The following is an 18,341-nucleotide window of genomic DNA, read 5'->3' as shown; positions in this document are numbered from 1 at the left end:
AACATGAATCACATGGACCCGCAGTGGTTTTCCTGGAGAAGCCTTTGCGATGAGTGGAGCCGGAAAGACCTGCACGGCACGTCCCTGCGCGTGCTGACCCTGCTCGTGGTGCTGTGGCTCGCCATCAATCCGTCGCTGCTGCCGCTGGCGGCGTGGGTGGATTCGGTGGGCATCGAGTCGGCGTTGGCCCTGCTCGAGATGCAACTGGTGGTGGGGGTGCTGCTGGCGATCGAGGTTTACTGCCCACGGCTGTGGCCGGCGCTGGCGGACGGCACACGCCGGGCCGGGCGCTTCTTCAGCCGGCTGCGGATGTTCGTCGGCATGTACGTCCGCGACCTCTGAGCGGGAGTACCGCGTGGCGAATGCGCCCCATCGCGCCAGTGGCTGTCACGGCCGGTTGTGCAGTAGCCTGCGCCGGGTCCACGCCCGATCCTTCTATGGAGAGATGATCATGCTGACGCCGCAGATCCAACGTCCCACCGCTGCCTTCGTGGGAGCTTCGTGGCTCGCCCTGCTGACCGGCTCGGTTGCCTACCTGATCGGCCTGTGGAACGCGCAGATGGTGCTGAACGAGAAGGGCTACTACTTCACCGTGCTGATCTACGGCTTGTTCTCCGCCGTTTCGCTGCAGAAGTCGGTGCGTGACCGGATGGAAGGTGTCCGCGTCACCGGAATCTACTTCGGCCTGTGCTGGGTGTCGCTGGCGCTGGCGGTACTGCTGCTGGCGGTGGGGCTGTGGAATGCATCGCTCAGCCCGAGCGAGAAAGGCTTCTACGCGATGTCGTTCCTGCTCAGCCTGTTCGCCGCAGTCGCCGTGCAGAAGAACGTGCGCGACATGGCGCTGCATGAAGGCGAGCCGGAGCTCGGCGGCGGCATCGGCGAGGGCTGAGCCGCCGCGGCACGCGCCTGCAGCCCGGTCTCAGTCGGCGGTGCCGTTCTCGCCCTGGTCGGCCGGCATCCCGGCTTCCGCCGCGGCATCGGCCTGCAGTTCCTTCAGCAGCTGGAAAATCTCGCGGTACGCCTTCGGTGGCTTGTTCGGCACGTTCTTTTCCACCCTGGCCTGGCGGATCAGCGAGCGCAGGTGCTGCCGGTCGACCTCGGGGTGATGGGTGATCAGCTCGGCCAGCGCGTCGTCGGAGCTGTCTTCGGCGATCAGCCGCTCGCGCATGGACTCCATCCGGTGCATGGCGGCGGTTTCCTGCCGCAGCTTGTCGCGGTTGTCGCCCAGCGCGGCATGCGCGGCGGCGAACTCGGCGTCGTCGTGGCGGCGCATGACCTTGGCGAGAAAGCCCAGCTGGCGCTTGCGCGCGATGTGCGCGGTGATCCGGCGCACGTTGGCGACTTCCTCGCGCACGTCGTCGGGCAATTCGATCCTGGCGAGCTTGGCCGGCTGCATCTCCACCAGCTGGATCGCGAATGCCAGCACGGCCTTGGCGTCGCGACGCTGCTGGGTGCGGCTGGGGCCGTATTCGGCGTCGTCCAGTTCGTGCTGGTTGCGGCTGCGGCTGGGGCTCACGGGGTGCTTCCGGTGGATGGCATGACGGGATGGGCGGATTCGGGCTCGGCCTGCTCCAGCGCAAAGCGCGGGATCGGCTCACCCTCCAGTTCCACCGTTTCGCAGAACATCGCCGCGGGACGAACCCACAGGCCGTGCTCTCCGTACAGCGCCTGGTACACGACCAGCGGCTCCATGGTTTCGCTGTGACGGGCGGTGCCCAGCACGCGGTAGCGCTGGCCCTTGTAGTGACGGTAAATGCCGGCGGCAGGTTGCATGGAGTTCTCCGCAGCGGCCAGACTGGCCCGCTCTTTTCATCGCGTCCGCGCGACCCCATGTGGAGTCGTCTGGATGGCTCGGGACCGACATCGGGCTCCCGGGGGCCATCCATTCTACCCGTCACCTCGCAGGAAACCTAAGTGAGCGAAACCGCCATCAGCACGGACCGCAGCCGCGATGATCTCGATCGCCTGGCCAACCTCGCCGAGGACGTGATCCGCCGCGCCCGCGTCGCCGGCGCCAGCCAGGCCGAGGTAGCCGCCAGCATCGACACCGGCCTGAGCGTGAACGTGCGTCTGGGCGAGGTGGAGACGGTCGAGCACACCCGCGACCGCGGCTTCGGGCTGACCGTGTATTTCGGCCAGCGCAAGGGCTCGGCCAGCACGGCGGACCTCAACCCCGAGTCGCTGCAGGCGACCATCGAGCAGGCCTGCGCGATCGCCCGCTACACCGAGGAAGACCCCGCTGCCGGCCTCGCCGACGCGGCGCTGATGGCCACCGAATTTCCGGATCTGGATCTGTGGCATCCGTGGTCCATCGATACCGCCGGCGCGATCGCGCTGGGCCAGCGCATCGAAGATGCCGGTCGCGCGCACGCGGGCATCACCAACTCCGACGGTGCCGGCGTACAGATGGGCGAGAGCGTGTCGGTGTACGCCAACTCGCACGGTTTCGTGGGACGCGAGCGCGGTACCCGCCACTCGATCTCGCTGTCGCTGATTGCCGGCGATGACGAAGGCATGCAGCGCGACTACTGGTACGACAGCGTGCGCGACGCGTCGCGTTTCATGGACGCCAGGGCGCTCGGCGACCGCGCAGCGCAGCGCACGCTGGCCCGCATGGGCGCGCGCAGCCTGAGCACCCGGCAGTGCCCGGTGCTGTTCGCGCCGGAGCTGGCGCGCGGATTGATCGGTCATCTGCTCAGTGCGGTGAGCGGCGGGGCGCTGTACCGCCGGTCGAGCTTCCTGATCGACCACGTCGGCAAGCCGGTCCTGCCTGGCTGGATGAACCTGGTCGAACGGCCGCGCCTGATCGGTGGCCAGGGTTCGGGTGTGTTCGACGCCGAGGGCGTGGCGACACGCGACAGCAGCCTGGTGGAGCACGGGGTGCTGGTGCGCTACGTGCTCGGCAGCTACTCGGCACGCAAGCTCGGCCTGCAGACCACCGGCAACGCCGGCGGCATCCACAACCTGATCGTCGAGCCCGGCAGCGGCGACGGCGAGCTAAGCGATTTCGACGGCATGCTGCGGCGCCTGGGCACCGGCCTGCTGGTGACCGAGGTGATGGGGCAGGGGGTGAACACCACCACCGGCGACTACTCCCGCGGCGCCTCCGGCTTCTGGGTGGAGAATGGACGGCTCATGCATCCGGTGGAGGAGATCACCATCGCGGGCAATCTGCGCGAGATGCTGGCAGGCATCGTGGCGGTCGGCTCCGATGTCGATCCGCGCTCGCATCTGTTGTGCGGTTCGATCCTGCTCGAGCGCATGACGGTAGCTGGCGAATGAGGCCAAGCGGTCGGGTCTCGTACCGGGTCGGAAGTCCTCTCGGCAAGAACCTGCGATCGCGGTAGCATCTGCGGCAAATCGCCACGCGGTGGCGGTTCTTCAGTGACTACTACCGAGGGCATGCCATGAGCGTTCCACCCGATGATGTCGTTCCGCCGCCGCCGCATGATCCGGTGCCGCCATTCGATCCGGTGCCCCCGCCCGGCGGTTCGCCCTCGGCCGAGGAACGCCAGTGGGCCATGTTCGCGCACCTGTCCGCGCTGGTCGGCGGCCTGCTCACCGGCCACTGGCTGGGCATCGGCTGCTTCATCGCGCCGCTGATCATCTGGCTGGTGAAGAAGGACACCATGCCTTTCGTCGCCGACCAGGCGAAAGAGGCATTGAACTTCAACATCACCGTGGCCATCGCCGGCCTGATCTGCGGCCTGCTGATGTTCGTGCTGATCGGCTTCGTGCTGCTGCCGGTGCTGGGCATCGTCTGGCTGGTGCTGGTGATCATGGCGACCATCAAGGCCAACGAGGGTGTCGCCTACCGTTACCCGTTCGCGCTGCGCCTGATCAACTGATCGCGCGCGCGCTGGCTGGAAGAAAAAAGCAGCCCTCGGGCTGCTTTTTTTTCGGTGCTTCAGCAGTCACGGCTGACCGCGCTGGGCCCGGCGTCAATGCCGCCGCTGCGCGGCATAGCTCGCCAGTTCGCGCAGCAGGGCCGCGTGCGCGCCCAGCGGCGCCAGCGCCTCGAACGCCTGGTCGGTGAGCTCGACAAGCCGGCTCCGCGAGGCCTCGAGGCCGAGGATCGAGGAAAAGGTCGGCTTGTCGGCGGCGGCGTCCTTGCCGGCCGTCTTGCCGATGACGGCCGAGTCGCCTTCCACGTCCAGGATGTCGTCGCGCACCTGGAAGGCGAGCCCGACCAGGCCGGCGTAGCGGTCCAGCGCGTCGAGCGCGTCGGGGCTGGCGCCGGCAACCAGGCCGCCCAGGCGCACGGAGGCGCGGATCAAGGCGCCGGTCTTGCAGGCGTGCATGTGTTCGAGCTCGGCGAGCGTGAGCGCACGGCCCACCGCGGCCAGATCCAGGGCCTGGCCACCGGCCATGCCTTCGGCGCCGCAGGCGCGCCCCAGCGCGCGCTGCATCGCGATCGCGACAGCCGGATCCACCGGCGCATGTGCCAGCCCCTCGAATGCCAGGGCCTGCAACGCGTCGCCGGCGAGTATCGCCATCGCCTCGCCGAAGACGACGTGGCAGGTCGGCCGGCCCCGCCGCATGGCGTCGTCGTCCATCGCCGGCAGGTCATCGTGCACCAGCGAGTAGGCATGGATCAGTTCGACCGCGCAGGCGGGCGGATCGAGCGTGCTTGCCTCGCAACCCAATGCGTGGCCGGCGGCGTACACCAGCAGCGGGCGCAGCCGCTTGCCGCCGCCGAGCACGGCGTAGCGCATGGCGCGATGCAGCTCGACCGGGGCGGCATCGTCGCGCGGCAGTGCGGCGGCCAGGGCCCGGTCGGCCCGGGCGACGAGCGCCGCGAGGGATGGGCTCAGCGAGGTGGTCATGGGGTGCGGGTCGGTGGGCTGGCGTGCGATGGCCAGCGTGATGCTCAGAGTTCGGGTTGAAACGGTTCGGCGCCGTCGGGGGCGTCCGGATCCAGCAGCAGGCGCACGCGCAGATCCGCTTTCTCCAGCGCCTGCTGGCAGTGCCGGTACAGGCCGATGCCACGCTCGAACGACGCCAGCGAATCGTCCAGGCTCAGGTCGCCGCCTTCCATCCTGGCGACCAGTTGTTCGAGCTCGTCGAGCGAGTGCTCGAAATCGGCAACTGGCGCGGTGTCGGCGGGTGCGGGAGCGGTCTTGGCCATGGCCGGGAACGCTAACGCAGCAAGGGCGCCGAAGCAATCGAAAAGCGGCGTCGCGGGGGCCACCGCACACCGGGCGCAGTCGGTTCCGCAGCGCTGTCGGCGGGTGCGGCAAGCGAGGTTGCGTGAGGCACGCAGGTCACGAAATGCAGGGCGTCGCCGGAGCGCGCCCACCTGCCGGGCCGCAGCGATCATGCCGCACCGTGTTCATCGCCCCGGGCGCCAGCGCAGGCGCTCGCCGGGCGCGCCCAGCAGGGCTTCGCCGCGTGCGGTGAGCCAACGGTCGCCGACGGCGATCAGCGCGCCGTCCTCGTGGATCATCGGGCATGCCGTGCGCTGCCATGGGGGCAGCGCGGCCTGCTGCCACAGGTCGCGCAGCTCGCGCGTGTGGCGATCGCCGGCTGGCTTGAGGTGTTCGCCGCCGCGACGCACACCGACGATGAGCGGCCGCGCGAGCGTGCCCTCGAGCGTCAGCGTGCCGCCATCAGGAAGGGCCAGTGCTTCGCCTGCCCAGGAGGCTTGCCATGCCGGGTCGATCAGGGTTGCCGGCGGCAGCGCCCACAGGCGGCCTTTCCACACGTGCAGCTCGGCGCCGGGCCAGCGGATGCACGGGACCCGTCCCTCGCGCGCATCCAGTTGCCGCTGGATCTGCGCCCGTTGCCCCCGTCCAGGCGCAGGCAGCTGGCGGGCGTGCAGCCAGTGGTCGAGCAGCGGTTCGCGCAGAGCCGGCGCCAGCTGTCGCCAGCCGCTGGCATCGAGGCTGCCGGTGTGCGGGTCGTGCAGGGTATCGAAGGCAACGAGCCAGCGCTCGCGCAGCGCGTCGGCGGCCTGTCGGCAGAGTGCGGCGCTGTGGGTGATGGCATCGACCGCGTGCGGCCAGTGTGCGGCCAGTCGCGGCAGGATGTCGTGGCGCAGCAGGTTGCGTCGCAGCCGGGCGTCGGCATTGGACGGATCGCGCACACACCCCAGCGCATGCGTCTGCACGTAGTCCTCGAGCGCAGCACGCGGCAGCGCGAGCAGCGGGCGCCACAGCTCGCCTGCACCCAGTGGACGACGCTCGCGCATGCCGCCGAGGCCTTCCGGCCCGGCACCGCGCAGCAGCTTCAGCAGCACGGTCTCGACCTGGTCGTCGCGGTGATGAGCGGTCAGCAGCTGCTCGCCCGGCGCGAGCGCGGCGGCGAGTGCGGCGTAGCGCGCCTCGCGCGCGGCGGCCTCGATGCCGCGGCCGGACGCGCGGTCCACCGCCACCTCGAGCACCTCGCACGGCAGCGCGAGCGCCGCGCAGAAGGCGCGGGCGTGGTGCGCCCATTGCGCACTGTCCGGGTGCAGTGCGTGATCGACATGGATGGCCCGCAGCGAGCGGGTACGCGGCAGCGCGGCCAGCGCATGGAGCAGTGCACTGGAGTCAGGCCCGCCGCTGAAGGCGACACACAGGGCGCCCGGGGGTGTTTCGGCCAGTTGCGCGGCGAGGTGCTGGAGAAGGGACGGGGACAACGGCGGTTCCGCAAGGTCGGCAGGCGCACAGTGTAGGACGCACCTGCGCCGGGCCGTTCGCCAGGGGACGCGCCACGCGCGGCCATGTCACGCATGCGGCGCTGGATACGCGGGGCACAGGCACGCACTCGTGCGGTCGGGGCGCGGTTCTACTTGCGGCGCTTGTCCCGCGCGTACAGCGTGCGGGCGGGGCCGTCGCCACGCTGGTCGATCTCGAACAGGCCGATCGCCTCGACCAGTTCGCTGAGCTTGCGGTAGCCGTAGTTGCGCGGGTCGAATTCCGGCGCCTGCTTGGCCACGCTGGAGCCGATCGCCCCAAGGTGCGCCCAGCCGTCCTCGTCCTCGGCCGCCGCGATGGCCTTGCGGAACAGGTTGAGCAGCTTGGTGTCCTGCTTGAGCTCCTGCCGGGAGAGTTTCTTCGGCGGCTGGATCGGGTGCGATCGCTCGGCCTCGTCCTTCACCGTGTCGTCCAGCTGCTGCACCAGCACGTCGGTGTAGATGAACCGGTCGCAGGCCTTGACGAAGGGGTCGGGCGTCTTGCGTTCGCCGAAGCCGTACACGTTCAGGCCCGACTCGCGGATGCGCCGGGCCAGCGAGGTGAAGTCACTGTCGCTGGAGACGATGCAGAAACCCTGGAAGCGATCGGTGTAGAGCAGGTCCATCGCGTCGATGATCATCGCCGAGTCGGTGGCGTTCTTGCCCCGGGTGTAGCTGAACTGCTGCACCGGATGGATCGAATACTCCAGCAGCACATCCTTCCACCCCTGCAGCTGCGGGCTCGTCCAGTTGCCGTAGATGCGCTTGACGTAGGCGGTGCCGTACTTGGCGATTTCCGCCAGCAGTCCTTCGACGATTGCCGGCTGTGCATTGTCGGCGTCGATGAGCACGGCCAGGCGCTCGGAGGTGGGGGTAGCCATGACGTTGCTCCTTCGACGGGTCCAGCACGCATCATCGCAGAGCCGGCGCTCAGTACGGCACACCCGCCCCGGTCAGTTCGGCGCGCAGGGCGTCCAGCCCGAGCCAACCCGCCCAGTGCGCGACCTCACGGCCGTGGCGGAAGACGTAGTAGGTCGGCATGGCCCAGGAAGAGAGCATCGTCCATTCGCGGTCGTGCCAGGCGATATGGACAGGCTGGGTGGGAAAGGCACGGTTCCACGCTGCGGCGTCAGCCAGCGCGGTGGTGTCGCTGGCCAGCCAGATGGCGTGCTGACGGAACAAGATGTCCAGCTGCGGATCGGCCGCGATGGCGCGGACGGCGTCCTCCGAAAAATGGCAGCCCGCCACCACCACGATCCGCAGCGGTACGTCGAGACCGGCGTTCTCCCGGATCATGTGGCGGCCGTCCGCCCTGACGGTCAGCAGCGTGGGCCCGTTGCCGCGCACGGTGTGGTCTCGGAGCGTCGGCAGCGCAGGGGCGGACATGGCCGGATGGTCACGCATCAGTGCCTGGGCCGCGTCGAAGCGGCGTGCTGCGACGTGGGCGCGAAACAGGGGCAGGTAGTCCGTATCGTTTGCCATGCCTCGCTGCTGCAGTGCGTCGAGCACGCGGGCGAGGTCATCGCCGGCACGACCGTCGGGATCTGCGTCCAGCGCCATGCGCGCTGCACGTGCCAGCAGGCGCAGGTCCGGCGTGCTGCTACGTGCGAGCGCTACAGGGCTCATGTCGCCGGTGAACAGCCGCGCGTAGTCGGCCGATATGGCCGCGTGGCGGTCGGCGTCGGTGCCGCTTCGGCCTGGCTGCTGCAGTGCGTCGAAGCGTTGTTCGACGGGAGTCTCCGGACATGAGCCCGCCGTGCAGCCGCGGACCGCCGCATCGGTGGCCCGCTCGAACTTGCGCTGCGCGTACTCCTGCGCAGACAGACCCACGCCGGCGCCGTACTTCTCAGCGCCGAACAGCGTCAGCACCGCCTCGGCCTGGGCATGGTCAAGCTCTTGATCGAGGTCATCGATGGCAAACCCGGCGAGGCCGCGGGGCCCGAACTTCAGGCTACCCAGGAAGCGCCTGCGCGCGCCCGGCGGCAGTGCGCCCAGCGGCGAGCGTTCGATCGGCGTGTCGTGCAGGTAGCGGGCAAGCGCCTCGGGCGTGGTGATGGTCACCTCGCGGGCCCGTGCCTGGGGTGCCGCCAGCGCAAGCCCGGCGGCAAGGATGATGCCGAATGGAGCAATTCGTGTCATGGCGATTCCCTTCGCACCCGACGGTCCGGCGACGTCACCGCCGGCTCAGTTGCCGGCGTAGGCACCGTAGCCGCGCAGGCGCAGGTAACGTTGCTCGAGCAGGTCGCTGACGTTCATCGCCTCGAGCTTGTCCAGTTCGTTCAGCAGCACCGCCTTGAGGCGGATCGCCATCGACTGCGGGTTGCGATGGGCGCCGCCAAGCGGCTCGCGCACCACCTTGTCGATCAGGCCGAGCTCGAGCAGGCGCGGCGCGGTGACGCCCATCGCGTCGGCGGCATCGCGTACCTTGTCCTGGCTCTTCCACAGGATCGAGGCGCAGCCTTCGGGCGAGATCACCGAGTAGATCGAGTACTGCAGCATGATGGTGCGGTCGCCCACGCCGATCGCCAGCGCGCCGCCGGAGCCGCCTTCGCCGATCACGGTGCAGATCACAGGCACCTTCAGCCCGGCCATCTCCAGCAGGTTGCGGGCGATCGCCTCGCTCTGGCCGCGCTCCTCGGCGCCCACGCCGGGATAGGCGCCGGGCGTGTCGATGAAAGTCAGCACGGGCAGGCCGAAGCGCTCGGCCATCTTCATCAGGCGCAGCGCCTTGCGGTAGCCCTCGGGGCGCGGCATGCCGAAGTTGCGGCGCACCTTGCCCTTGGTGTCGCGGGCTTTCTGGTGGCCGATGATCATCACCGAGCGGCCGTTGATGCGGCCAAGGCCGCCCACGATCGCCGCGTCGTCGGCGAACGCGCGGTCGCCGGCGAGTTCGTGGAACTCCTCGCAGATCGCCGCGATGTAGTCGAGCGTGTAAGGACGACCGGGATGGCGCGACAGCTGGGTGACCTGCCAGGAATTGAGGTTGCGGAAGATCTCGGCCGTCTTGACTTTGAGCTTCTCGCGCAGGCGGCGCACCTCGTCGTCGATATTGAACGCCTGGCCGTCGCTGGCGTGGCGAAGCTCGTCTATCTTCGCTTCCAGCTCGGCAATGGGTTGTTCGAAATCGAGGAAGTTGGGGTTCATTCGCTGCGTTTCAGGACAGTAAGCGGGCCAGTATAGCGGGGCGCGCAAAAACGGGAGAACGCTGCCGTATGGGTCTGGAGCGAGAAGTTATCGACGAGGAGCGAGAAGCCAGAGCGAGCAGGTCGCACGCTGGCCGGCTGCTTTTCTCTCACTCCTCTCCGCTCACTCCTGGCTCTTCACGATGCGCAGCCGCGCGGCTTCCACGCCGGGCAGCGCGCGCACCGCGCGCAGCAGATCGGGCACCGCTTCCACCCGCCAGTCCTCGCCCAGCTCCAGGTCGGCCTGGGCGTCGCGGTTGTGGTAACCGTGCAGCATCACGCTCGCGCGGCCGCCGCGAAAGCCCGCGAGCGTGCGCTGCAACTGGGCCGGGAAGTCGGCGGTGACGCCATTGAGCTTCAGCCGCAGCAGGCGCGCGTGCCGCCGGCAGGCGTCGGCCAGGGTGACGGCGCTGCGCGCGCGTACCTGAAAGCCGCCGCCGGAGAAATCATCAATGCGCAGCCCGCCCTCGACGATCAGCATTTCGTCGCGCACCAGCAGGGGCGCAACCTGCTGGAACAGCTCGCCGAAGAAACTCACCTCGATGGTGCCGCTGCCGTCTTCCAGTCGCACGAAAGCATCCGAATCGCCGCGCTTGCGCACGGCCGTGACCATGCCGGCGACGGTCCATGGCGTGTCCGGGCCGCGGCGGAAGCGGTTGGCCTCGCCGTCGTCGTTCTTGCGCGGACGGGGCGGCTGGTAGCGGTCGACGATCTCGCCCAACGGGCAAGTGGACAGCTGGGCCAGTTCGTCCTTCCATGGGTCAGTGGGATGACCGGAGAGGTAGTGGCCGAGCGTGTCGCGCTCGCCCTTGAGCATGTCTTCCAGCGGCCACTCCGGCGCGGTGGGCAGGTCGATCTGCACTACCGGCGTGATCGCGCCCATGGCGGCGCCGAACATGTCGTTCTGGCCCGACTGCTTGTCGCGCAGGTGCTGCTCGGCCGCCTTCATGGCGTCGGGCAGCTGCAGCATCAGGCTGGCGCGGGTCGGCGCCAGTGCATCCAGCGCACCGGAGTAGATCAGCGCCTCGAGCACGCGGCGGTTGAGCTTGGTCGGATCGACGCGGCGGCAGAAGTCGGCGAGGTCGGTATACGGCCCGTGGGCGCGTTCGGCCACGATCGCCTCGCACACGCCCTGGCCGACACCCTTGATTGCGCCCAGGCCGTACTGGATCGTCTTCGATCCGGTGGCGACGAACATGAACTCCGACGCGTTCACGTCCGGCGGCATCACGGTGATGCCGATCGCGCGCGACTCGTCCAGGAACGTCACCGCCTTGTCGGTGTTGTCCATGTCCGAGGAAATCGTCGCGGCCATGAACTCGGCCGGGTAGTGCGCCTTCAGCCAGGCGGTCTGGTAGGACACCAGCGCGTAGGCGGCGGCATGCGACTTGTTGAAGCCGTAGCCGGCGAACTTCTCCATCAGGTCGAAGATCGAGTCGGCCTTGTCGCCGGTGAGGCCGTCCTTGGCGGCGCCCTCGCGGAATTTGGCGCGCTCCTTGGCCATTTCCTCGACTTTCTTCTTGCCCATCGCGCGGCGCAGCAGGTCGGCGCCGCCGAGCGAGTAGCCGCCGACGATCTGCGCCATCTGCATCACCTGCTCCTGGTAGACCATGATGCCGTAGGTCTCTTTCAGGATCGGCTCGACGCGCGGGTCGGGGTATTCCACTTCCTCGCGGCCGTGCTTGCGCGCGACGAAGCTGGGGATCAGGTCCATCGGGCCGGGGCGGTACAGCGCCACCAGCGCGATGATGTCCTCGAAGCGGTCCGGCTTGGCGTCCTTGAGCATGCGCTGCATGCCGGAGGATTCGAGCTGGAACACCGCGACGGTCTGGGCTTTTTTCAGCAGCTCGTAGGGCTTGGGGTCGTCCAGCGGCAGCTGCGAGATATCCAGCGGCGCTTCGCCGGTTTCCGCGCGGCGCGCATTGATCGCCTTCACCGCCCAGTCGATGATGGTGAGCGTGCGCAGGCCGAGGAAGTCGAACTTCACCAGGCCGACCGCTTCGACGTCGTCCTTGTCGTACTGGGTGACCACGCCGCCGCCGCCCGGCTCGGAATACAGCGGGGCGAAATCGGTCAGCGGGGTCGGCGCGATCACCACGCCGCCGGCGTGCTTGCCGGCGTTGCGGGTGAGGTTCTCGAGCTTGAGCGCCAGGTCGATCAGCGGCCGCGCTTCGTCCTCGTCCTGCTCGTACAGCTCGCAGAATTCCCTGACCACGCGGTCCGGTTCTTTCTTCGATTTCTCCGAGCGGCCCAGCGCGTCGTTCAGGGTGAGGTCGAGCGGCCGCGGCGGGATGAGCTTGGCGATGCGGTCGACCGCGTTGTAGCCCATGCCGAGCACGCGACCGGAGTCGCGCAATACCGCCTTGGCCGCCATCGAGCCGTAGGTGATGATCTGGCTGACGTGGTCGCGGCCGTACTTGCGCGCCACGTAGTCGATCACCTCGTCGCGGCGATCCATGCAGAAGTCGATGTCGAAGTCGGGCATCGACACGCGTTCGGGGTTGAGGAACCGCTCGAACAGCAGCTCGAACTGCAGCGGGTCGAGGTCGGTGATCTTCAGCACCCAGGCGACCAGCGAGCCGGCACCCGAACCACGACCCGGGCCCACCGGGATGCCGTTCTGCTTACCCCAGTTGATGAAGTCGGCCACGATCAGGAAGTAGCCGGGGAAGCCCATCTTCACGATCACGTCGAGCTCGCGCTCGAGCCGGGCCTCGTAGTCGGCCAGCGTCTTGCCGGCGGCCAGTGGCGCTGCCGCCAGGCGCTCCTTCAGGCCCTGCCGCGAAAGTTCGCGGATGTAGCTGTCGAGGTCGTAGCCCTCCGGCACCGGGAAGTCGGGCAGGTAGTAGGTGCCGAACTGCAGCTCGAGATTGCAGCGCTTGGCCAGCTCGACGGTGTTCTCGAGCGCCTCGGGCAGGTCGGCGAACAGCGTCGCCATCTCGTCTGGCGTCTTCAGGTACTGCTGGTCGGAATAGTCGCGTGGGCGCTTCGGGTCGGCCAGCACGCGGCCCTGGTTGATGCACACGCGCGCCTCGTGGGCCTCGAAATCATCCTGGCGGAGAAACCGCACGTCGTTGCTGGCGATCACTGGCAGGTTCAGCTCGGTGGCCAGTGCCAGCGCGGCGGTGTTCCACAGCTCTTCGTTTTCGCGGCCGCAGCGGGTCAGCTCGAGGTAGAGACGGTCGGGAAACAGGCGGGTCAGCGGGCGCAGCCGCGCCGAGGCCGCGTCGACGCCCTGGTTGAGCGCGATGCGGCCGATCTCGCTGTCTCGACCGAGCAGGGCGATCAGGCCGTCACTGGCTTCCGGCGTCAGCCACGCGGCCTCGACCAGCGCTTTGCCGCCGTGCTGGCCGTCGCGCCACGCGCGCGACACCATCCGCGAGAGATTGAGGTACCCCGGCCGGTTCTGGCACAGCACCGTCATGCGCCAGGGGCGCGGGTCGTCGGGCGAGGCGATCCACAGGTCGCAGCCGCCGATCGGCTTGATGCCCGCCGCGCTGCACGCCTTGTAGAACTTGACCAGCGCGAACATGTTGCACTCGTCGGTCAGCGCCACCGCGGGCATGTCGGCGCGCACGCAGGCTTCGACCAGCGCCTTGATGCGGATGGTCGAATCGACCAGCGAGTACTCGCTGTGCAGGTGCAGGTGGGCGTAGCGAGCGGACATGGCGTGCGCGCGAGGTGGTCGCCCAGCCTAGCGGCGTGCCTGCACAGCGGCAAGAATTGACTTCGGCGCGGCGGCGGCCAGCCCTTGCACGACAAGGGCTGGCGAGCCCGCGCCCGACGGCGTCGGCAGTCCGGGGAACGAGCTTCTCAGCGAATCGCGAAGCGGGCGCTGTCGGCCAGCATCGGCAGGTGGTCCAGCGGACCGATCTTCAGTGCCCGATGGTCGTAGTCGTGATGTTCCACGGCCAGTGTGACGGTGGCCGGATCGCCAGCTTCGCCCGGCGCAGCCGGTTCCGGGGCCGGCGCGTTCCACATGATCCGTGGACGGGGCAGCGAGAGGTTCATGACGTGACTCCTGGCGGCCAGGCCGCCGGCGGTTTTCGGGCCGCGTGCGGCGCACGCGACCCGCGCGACGCGTCCGTGCGGGTGGAGGCGGCAGCGTGCCCGGGTCGGGCACGGTCAGCGCTTCCGGGTCATGGATGCCGCGCCGGGGCAAACGGTTGCAGCGTGGCGGCAGCGGCAGCGTACGCCCGCGGCCAGCGACCCGGCCCGTGCCGACAGACACACGCCGGCTGGCCCGGCCGATGCAGTAAGCCAGCCACGCTGGCGGTGCAGTCAGAACAACTCGTGCTGGATCAGCGAACGGCAAACCGGGGCAAAGCTGCGGCGGTGCTCGGGACACGGCCCCAGACGCTGCAGCGCGGCGAGGTGCTCGGGCGTGGGATAGCCCTTGTGTGCCGCGAAACCGTAGCCCGGGTGCACGGCATCCAGCGCCACCATCAGGCGGTCGCGGGTGACCTTGGCCAGGATCGAGGCCGCGCTGATCGCCGGTTCCAGCGCATCGCCGCCCACGATGGAGCGGCCCGGGCAGGGCAGGTCGCGCGGCACCTTGTTGCCGTCGATCAGCGCCATGTCCGCCCGCCGCGGCAGGCCCGCCACCGCGCGGCTCATGCCGACCATGGTCGCCTGGAAGATGTTCAGGCGGTCGATCTCGTCCGGTCCCACCACCACCACGCAGTGCGCGATCGCCCGCTCGAGCACCAATGGATAGAGTGCCTCGCGGCGCGCTTCGCTGAGCTTCTTCGAATCGTCCAGGCCGTCGATCGGGCGGCGCGGATCGAGCACCACGGCGGCGACCACCACAGGGCCGGCGAGCGGCCCGCGGCCGGCCTCGTCGACACCGGCGGTCAGCCGACGTTTACGCAGCTGCACCGTGCTCATCGGCGTGTCGATCGCGCGGATGCAGCCGGCCCGGCAGCCCGGCCGATCGCGGATTCACCGTGCATGCGGCGTCTCCAGCAGCTCCGCCACGGCGGCGGCCGCGGCGTCGCCCGCATGGCCCTGGAGATCGACCTTGAGCGCCCGGTGCAGCTGCTCGAAGGTGGCCACTACCCGGCTGCGCCGCTCGCTGTCGTTGAACAGCGCCAGCGTGTCCGCCGCCAGGTGGGCGGCGGTGAAATCGTCCTGCATGCGCTCGGCCACGGGCAGCGGCTGGTCGGCGCCCGCGGCGCGGGCGAGCACGTTGGGCAGGGAGTAGATGTCGGTCTTGAGCATGCGCAGCAGCCGGGCGATGCGGTAGCTCAGCGGCGAGACGCGGTAGCCGACCACCATCGGGCGCTTTGCCAGCATCGCCTCCAGCGTGGCGGTGCCGGAGGCGATCAGCACCACGTCGGCGGCGAGCATCGCCTGGTGCGCGTTGCCCTCGATCAGGCGCGGTGGCACCGGCCACCGGCGGCCCACCTGCCCGAGCAGCTGCTCGAGGCGGGCGTGCACGCGTGGATTGGCCGAGGGAATCACCACCTGCAGGCCGGGAATGGCTGCAGCCACCCGCGCTGCCGCATCGAGAAACGTGGGGCCGAGACGCTCGATCTCCGAACCGCGGCTGCCTGGCAGTACGGCCAGCACCGGCACGTCATGCGGCAGATCGAGGGCATCGCGGGCGCCGGCGCGGTCGCCGACCAGCGCGAAGCGGTCCGCCAGCGGATGCCCGACGAAGCGCGCATCCACACCGTGCCGCGCGTAGATCGGCGGCTCCATCGGAAACAGGCACAGCACCCGATCGGCGCTGCGACCGATCTTCTCGGCGCGCTTCTCGCGCCAGGCCCACACCGACGGGCTGACATAGTGCACGGTGCGCACGCCCGCCTCGCGCAGGCGCCGTTCCACGCCCAGGTTGAAGTCCGGCGCATCGATGCCGATCAGCACCGCCGGCCGTGCGGCGATCAGCCGTTCCACCAGCTGCCTGCGCAGCCGCAGCAGCCGCGGCAGGTGGCGGACCACCTCGGCCAGGCCGAACAGGGACAGCTCGGACATCTCGTCCCACGACTCAAGGCCCTGGGCCTGCATGCGCTTGCCGCCGATGCCGACGAAGCGCGCGGCAGGATAGCGCTGGCGCAGCGCGGCGAGCAGATCGCCACCGAGCTGGTCGCCGGACTCTTCGCCGGCGATCACGGCGATCAGGGGAGCTGGCGCGGATGTGTTCATGGGTCGGTCTCCGGACCGGGCGAGCGGCTGCCCTCGCTCGCGGGCCGCGTCAGCGGGCGAGCGCCCGCTCGCTGCGGTCGAGGAACTCCAGCATCGCGCGCACGTCGTCGCTGTCTTTGGCCTGGGCCACCAGCTGCTCGCGTGCCTCGGCCTGGCTCAGGCCCGCCATGTACAGCGTGCGGTACGCGCGCTTGATCGCCGAGATGCGCGGCGCATCGAACCCGCGACGCTTGAGCCCTTCGCTGTTGATGCCGCGCGGGCGCCCGTGCTGCTCGTTGGCCATCATCACGAACGGCGGCACGTCCGATCCCACCAGGCAACCCATGCCGATGAACGCGTGCGCGCCGACCTTGCAGAACTGGTGCACGCCCGAGTAGCCGGACATGATCGTCCAGTCGCCGATCTCCACGTGCCCGGCCAGCGCCGAATAGTTGGAAAACACCACGTTGTTGCCTACCTGGCAGTCGTGTGCCACGTGCACATAGGCCAGCAGCCAGTTGTCATTGCCGATGCGGGTCACGTGTCCGCCATCGCCGGTGCCGCGGTTGACCGTGACGAACTCGCGGATCAGGTTGCGATCACCGATCACCAGTTCGGTGCGTTCGCCGGCAAACTTCTTGTCCTGCGGCGGCCCGCCGAGCGAGGCGAACTGGCTGATGCGGTTGTCGCAGCCGATCCGGGTGGGCCCCTCGATCACCACATGCGGGCCGACCACGGTACCTGCGCCGATCTGCACATCGGCGCCGATCACGCTGTAGGCGCCGATGCTCACGCGCTCGCCGATCACCGCCGACGGGTCGATCACGGCGGTGGGATGGATTACAGCGTCAGATGCCGCGGTGGACGCGCTCATTTATCGGACCTCGCCGCGCACATCAGTTCGCAGCTGGCCACGTCCTTGCCGTCCACCTGCGTGCGGGCCACGAACAGGCCCATGCCGCGCATCAGGCGCTTGAGCGACACCTCCATGCGCAGCTGGTCGCCGGGCACCACCGGGCAGCTGAAGCGGGCGTTGTCCACCTTCACCAGGTAGAACAGCGGGCTGCCGCTGTCTCCTTTCATGCGGCTGCTGATCTGGGTCAGCAGTCCGGCGGTCTGCGCCATCGCCTCGACGATCAGCACGCCCGGCATGACCGGATGGCCGGGGAAGTGGCCCTGGAAGAACGGCTCGTTGATGGTCACGTTCTTCAGCGCCACCACGCGGGTGTCCGGCTCAAGTTCGATCACCCGGTCGACCAGCAGGAACGGGTAGCGGTGGGGCAGCAGTTGCTGGATCTGCTCCACGTTCACCGGCAGGCTGAAGTCCGCTGCGGAATCACTCATTGTTGCTGTCCTTCTCCAGCGCCGTGAGTCGGCGCACATGCTCGTCGAGGTGCTTGAAACGGGCAGCGTTCTTGCGCCACTGGCGATTGTCCTGCAGTGGTGTGCCCGAGGAATATTCGCCCGGCTCGCGGATCGAGTGCGTCACCAGGCTCTTGGCGGTAATGGTAACGCGGTCGGCCAGCTCGAGATGGCCGAGCACGCCGGCGTTGCCGCCGATCATGCAGTAGCGGCCGATCTTCGCGCTGCCGGCCACCGCGGCGCAGCCGGCCATCGCGGTGTGCGCGCCGACGTGGACGTTGTGGGCGATCTGGATCTGGTTGTCCAGGCGCACATCCTCTTCCAGCACGGTGTCGTCCAGCGCGCCACGGTCGATGGTGGTGTTGGCGCCGATCTCGCAGTCGTCGCCGATGCGCACGCCGCCGAGCTGCGGCAGCTTGATCCAGTGGTCGGTGTCAAAGGCCAGTCCGAACCCGTCCGAGCCGATCACGGCGCCCGGGTGCACCAGCACCCGCCTGCCCAGGGTCACCCGGGTCACCAGCGTGACCCGCGCCACCAGTCGTGACTGTGCGCCCACCACGCACCCCTCGCCGATGACGCAGTGCGGGCCGAGCACGACGCCGTCCTCGATCACGGCGCCGGCCTCCACCACGCAGCACGGCCCCACGCTGGCGCTCGGACTGACCGTTGCGTCGGGCGACACGACGGCGCTGTGGTGGATGCCGGCGGGAGCCGCCGGCAGTGGTTCGAACAGCGCGGCGATGCGGGCGTAGGCGACATAGGGATCGCGTGCGATCAGCGCCGCGGACGGGCACTGCGCCGCATCGGCCTCGCGCAGCACCACCACGCCGGCGCGCGTGCCGGCGAGCTGGCCGGCGTACTTGCTGTTGGACAGGAAAGTGAGCTGGCTGGGGCCGGCACCGGCCAGGGTGCCCACGCCATCGATGACGCGCGCACCGTCGCCCCTGGCGACGAGACCGAAGCGCTCGGCGAGGTCGTCCACCGTGTAGTTCTTCACGCTCATGTTCGCTCCC

Annotated in this window: 19 protein-coding genes; 4 read left to right on the top strand and 15 right to left on the bottom strand. The window is 69.2% G+C overall.

Annotation, left to right across the window (positions count from 1 at the left end):
• Nucleotides 1–3 precede the first annotated feature (3 nt).
• Nucleotides 4–342 (top strand): hypothetical protein, encoded by a 339-nt coding sequence (locus VFG40_RS08645; protein WP_324896952.1) that lies wholly within the window; start codon nucleotides 4–6, stop codon nucleotides 340–342.
• A gap of 109 nt (nucleotides 343–451) precedes the next feature.
• Entirely contained in the window at nucleotides 452–889 is a 438-nt protein-coding gene (yiaA, locus tag VFG40_RS08640; protein ID WP_324896951.1) for an inner membrane protein YiaA, read from the top strand.
• A gap of 30 nt (nucleotides 890–919) precedes the next feature.
• On the opposite strand, the gene yjgA is transcribed toward yiaA, so the two are convergent.
• Together yjgA and VFG40_RS08630 are read right to left on the bottom strand one after the other, a co-directional pair.
• Nucleotides 920–1,516: a ribosome biogenesis factor YjgA gene (gene yjgA, locus VFG40_RS08635; protein WP_324896950.1), complete on the bottom strand. Its 597-nt coding sequence runs from the start codon at nucleotides 1,514–1,516 to the stop codon at nucleotides 920–922.
• The gene (locus VFG40_RS08630) at nucleotides 1,513–1,773 is read right to left on the bottom strand and encodes a DUF1653 domain-containing protein (protein WP_324896949.1); all 261 of its coding nucleotides are present in this window, start codon (nucleotides 1,771–1,773) and stop codon (nucleotides 1,513–1,515) included. Before VFG40_RS08630 ends, yjgA begins: the two co-directional genes overlap by 4 nt.
• Nucleotides 1,774–1,914: 141 nt before the next feature.
• On the opposite strand from VFG40_RS08630, the gene pmbA reads away from it, so the two are divergent.
• Together pmbA and VFG40_RS08620 are read left to right on the top strand one after the other, a co-directional pair.
• A complete protein-coding gene (gene pmbA, locus VFG40_RS08625) occupies nucleotides 1,915–3,282 on the top strand; it encodes a metalloprotease PmbA (RefSeq protein WP_324896948.1) in 1,368 nt (455 codons plus the stop codon).
• A gap of 125 nt (nucleotides 3,283–3,407) precedes the next feature.
• Entirely contained in the window at nucleotides 3,408–3,848 is a 441-nt protein-coding gene (locus VFG40_RS08620) for a DUF4870 domain-containing protein (RefSeq protein WP_324896947.1), read from the top strand.
• 93 nt (nucleotides 3,849–3,941) lie between these two features.
• Here VFG40_RS08620 and VFG40_RS08615 read toward each other — a convergent pair whose 3' ends face one another.
• The 13 genes from VFG40_RS08615 to lpxD all read right to left on the bottom strand — a co-directional run bounded on the left by VFG40_RS08615 (nucleotide 3,942) and on the right by lpxD (nucleotide 18,331).
• On the bottom strand, nucleotides 3,942–4,826 hold the full coding sequence (locus VFG40_RS08615; protein WP_324896946.1) for a polyprenyl synthetase family protein: 885 nt from the start codon (nucleotides 4,824–4,826) through the stop codon (nucleotides 3,942–3,944).
• 44 nt (nucleotides 4,827–4,870) lie between these two features.
• The gene (locus VFG40_RS08610; RefSeq protein WP_324896945.1) at nucleotides 4,871–5,128 is read right to left on the bottom strand and encodes an exodeoxyribonuclease VII small subunit; all 258 of its coding nucleotides are present in this window, start codon (nucleotides 5,126–5,128) and stop codon (nucleotides 4,871–4,873) included.
• Between the two features lie 204 nt (nucleotides 5,129–5,332).
• The gene (tilS, locus tag VFG40_RS08605) at nucleotides 5,333–6,619 is read right to left on the bottom strand and encodes a tRNA lysidine(34) synthetase TilS (RefSeq protein ID WP_324896944.1); all 1,287 of its coding nucleotides are present in this window, start codon (nucleotides 6,617–6,619) and stop codon (nucleotides 5,333–5,335) included.
• 149 nt (nucleotides 6,620–6,768) lie between these two features.
• Nucleotides 6,769–7,536, bottom strand: a complete 768-nt coding sequence (locus VFG40_RS08600) for an NYN domain-containing protein (RefSeq protein ID WP_324896943.1) — start codon at nucleotides 7,534–7,536, stop codon at nucleotides 6,769–6,771.
• Between the two features lie 49 nt (nucleotides 7,537–7,585).
• Entirely contained in the window at nucleotides 7,586–8,794 is a 1,209-nt protein-coding gene (locus VFG40_RS08595; RefSeq protein ID WP_324896942.1) for a hypothetical protein, read from the bottom strand.
• A 45-nt stretch (nucleotides 8,795–8,839) separates the two neighbouring features.
• Nucleotides 8,840–9,799 (bottom strand): acetyl-CoA carboxylase carboxyltransferase subunit alpha, encoded by a 960-nt coding sequence (locus VFG40_RS08590; RefSeq protein ID WP_324896941.1) that lies wholly within the window; start codon nucleotides 9,797–9,799, stop codon nucleotides 8,840–8,842.
• 162 nt (nucleotides 9,800–9,961) lie between these two features.
• Nucleotides 9,962–13,504 (bottom strand): DNA polymerase III subunit alpha, encoded by a 3,543-nt coding sequence (gene dnaE / locus VFG40_RS08585; protein ID WP_324896940.1) that lies wholly within the window; start codon nucleotides 13,502–13,504, stop codon nucleotides 9,962–9,964.
• A 146-nt stretch (nucleotides 13,505–13,650) separates the two neighbouring features.
• Complete coding sequence (locus tag VFG40_RS08580; RefSeq protein WP_324896939.1) at nucleotides 13,651–13,848, bottom strand: hypothetical protein; 198 nt, start codon at nucleotides 13,846–13,848, stop codon at nucleotides 13,651–13,653.
• Between the two features lie 270 nt (nucleotides 13,849–14,118).
• Complete coding sequence (gene rnhB, locus VFG40_RS08575) at nucleotides 14,119–14,724, bottom strand: ribonuclease HII (RefSeq protein ID WP_324896938.1); 606 nt, start codon at nucleotides 14,722–14,724, stop codon at nucleotides 14,119–14,121.
• A 54-nt stretch (nucleotides 14,725–14,778) separates the two neighbouring features.
• Nucleotides 14,779–15,987 (bottom strand): lipid-A-disaccharide synthase, encoded by a 1,209-nt coding sequence (lpxB, locus tag VFG40_RS08570; RefSeq protein ID WP_324896937.1) that lies wholly within the window; start codon nucleotides 15,985–15,987, stop codon nucleotides 14,779–14,781.
• Nucleotides 15,988–16,036: 49 nt separating this feature from the next.
• Nucleotides 16,037–16,840, bottom strand: coding sequence for an acyl-ACP--UDP-N-acetylglucosamine O-acyltransferase (gene lpxA / locus VFG40_RS08565; RefSeq protein WP_324896936.1), 804 nt, complete (start codon nucleotides 16,838–16,840; stop codon nucleotides 16,037–16,039).
• The gene (fabZ, locus tag VFG40_RS08560) at nucleotides 16,837–17,310 is read right to left on the bottom strand and encodes a 3-hydroxyacyl-ACP dehydratase FabZ (RefSeq protein ID WP_324896935.1); all 474 of its coding nucleotides are present in this window, start codon (nucleotides 17,308–17,310) and stop codon (nucleotides 16,837–16,839) included. The genes lpxA and fabZ overlap by 4 nt, the downstream gene beginning before the upstream one ends.
• The gene (gene lpxD / locus VFG40_RS08555) at nucleotides 17,303–18,331 is read right to left on the bottom strand and encodes a UDP-3-O-(3-hydroxymyristoyl)glucosamine N-acyltransferase (RefSeq protein WP_324896934.1); all 1,029 of its coding nucleotides are present in this window, start codon (nucleotides 18,329–18,331) and stop codon (nucleotides 17,303–17,305) included. The genes fabZ and lpxD overlap by 8 nt, the downstream gene beginning before the upstream one ends.
• Nucleotides 18,332–18,341: the final 10 nt, after the last annotated feature.

It is taken from the genome of Dyella sp. (assembly GCF_035685805.1).
Lineage (GTDB): Bacteria > Pseudomonadota > Gammaproteobacteria > Xanthomonadales > Rhodanobacteraceae > Dyella_A.
This window is presented reverse-complemented; position numbering and strand designations above follow the sequence as displayed.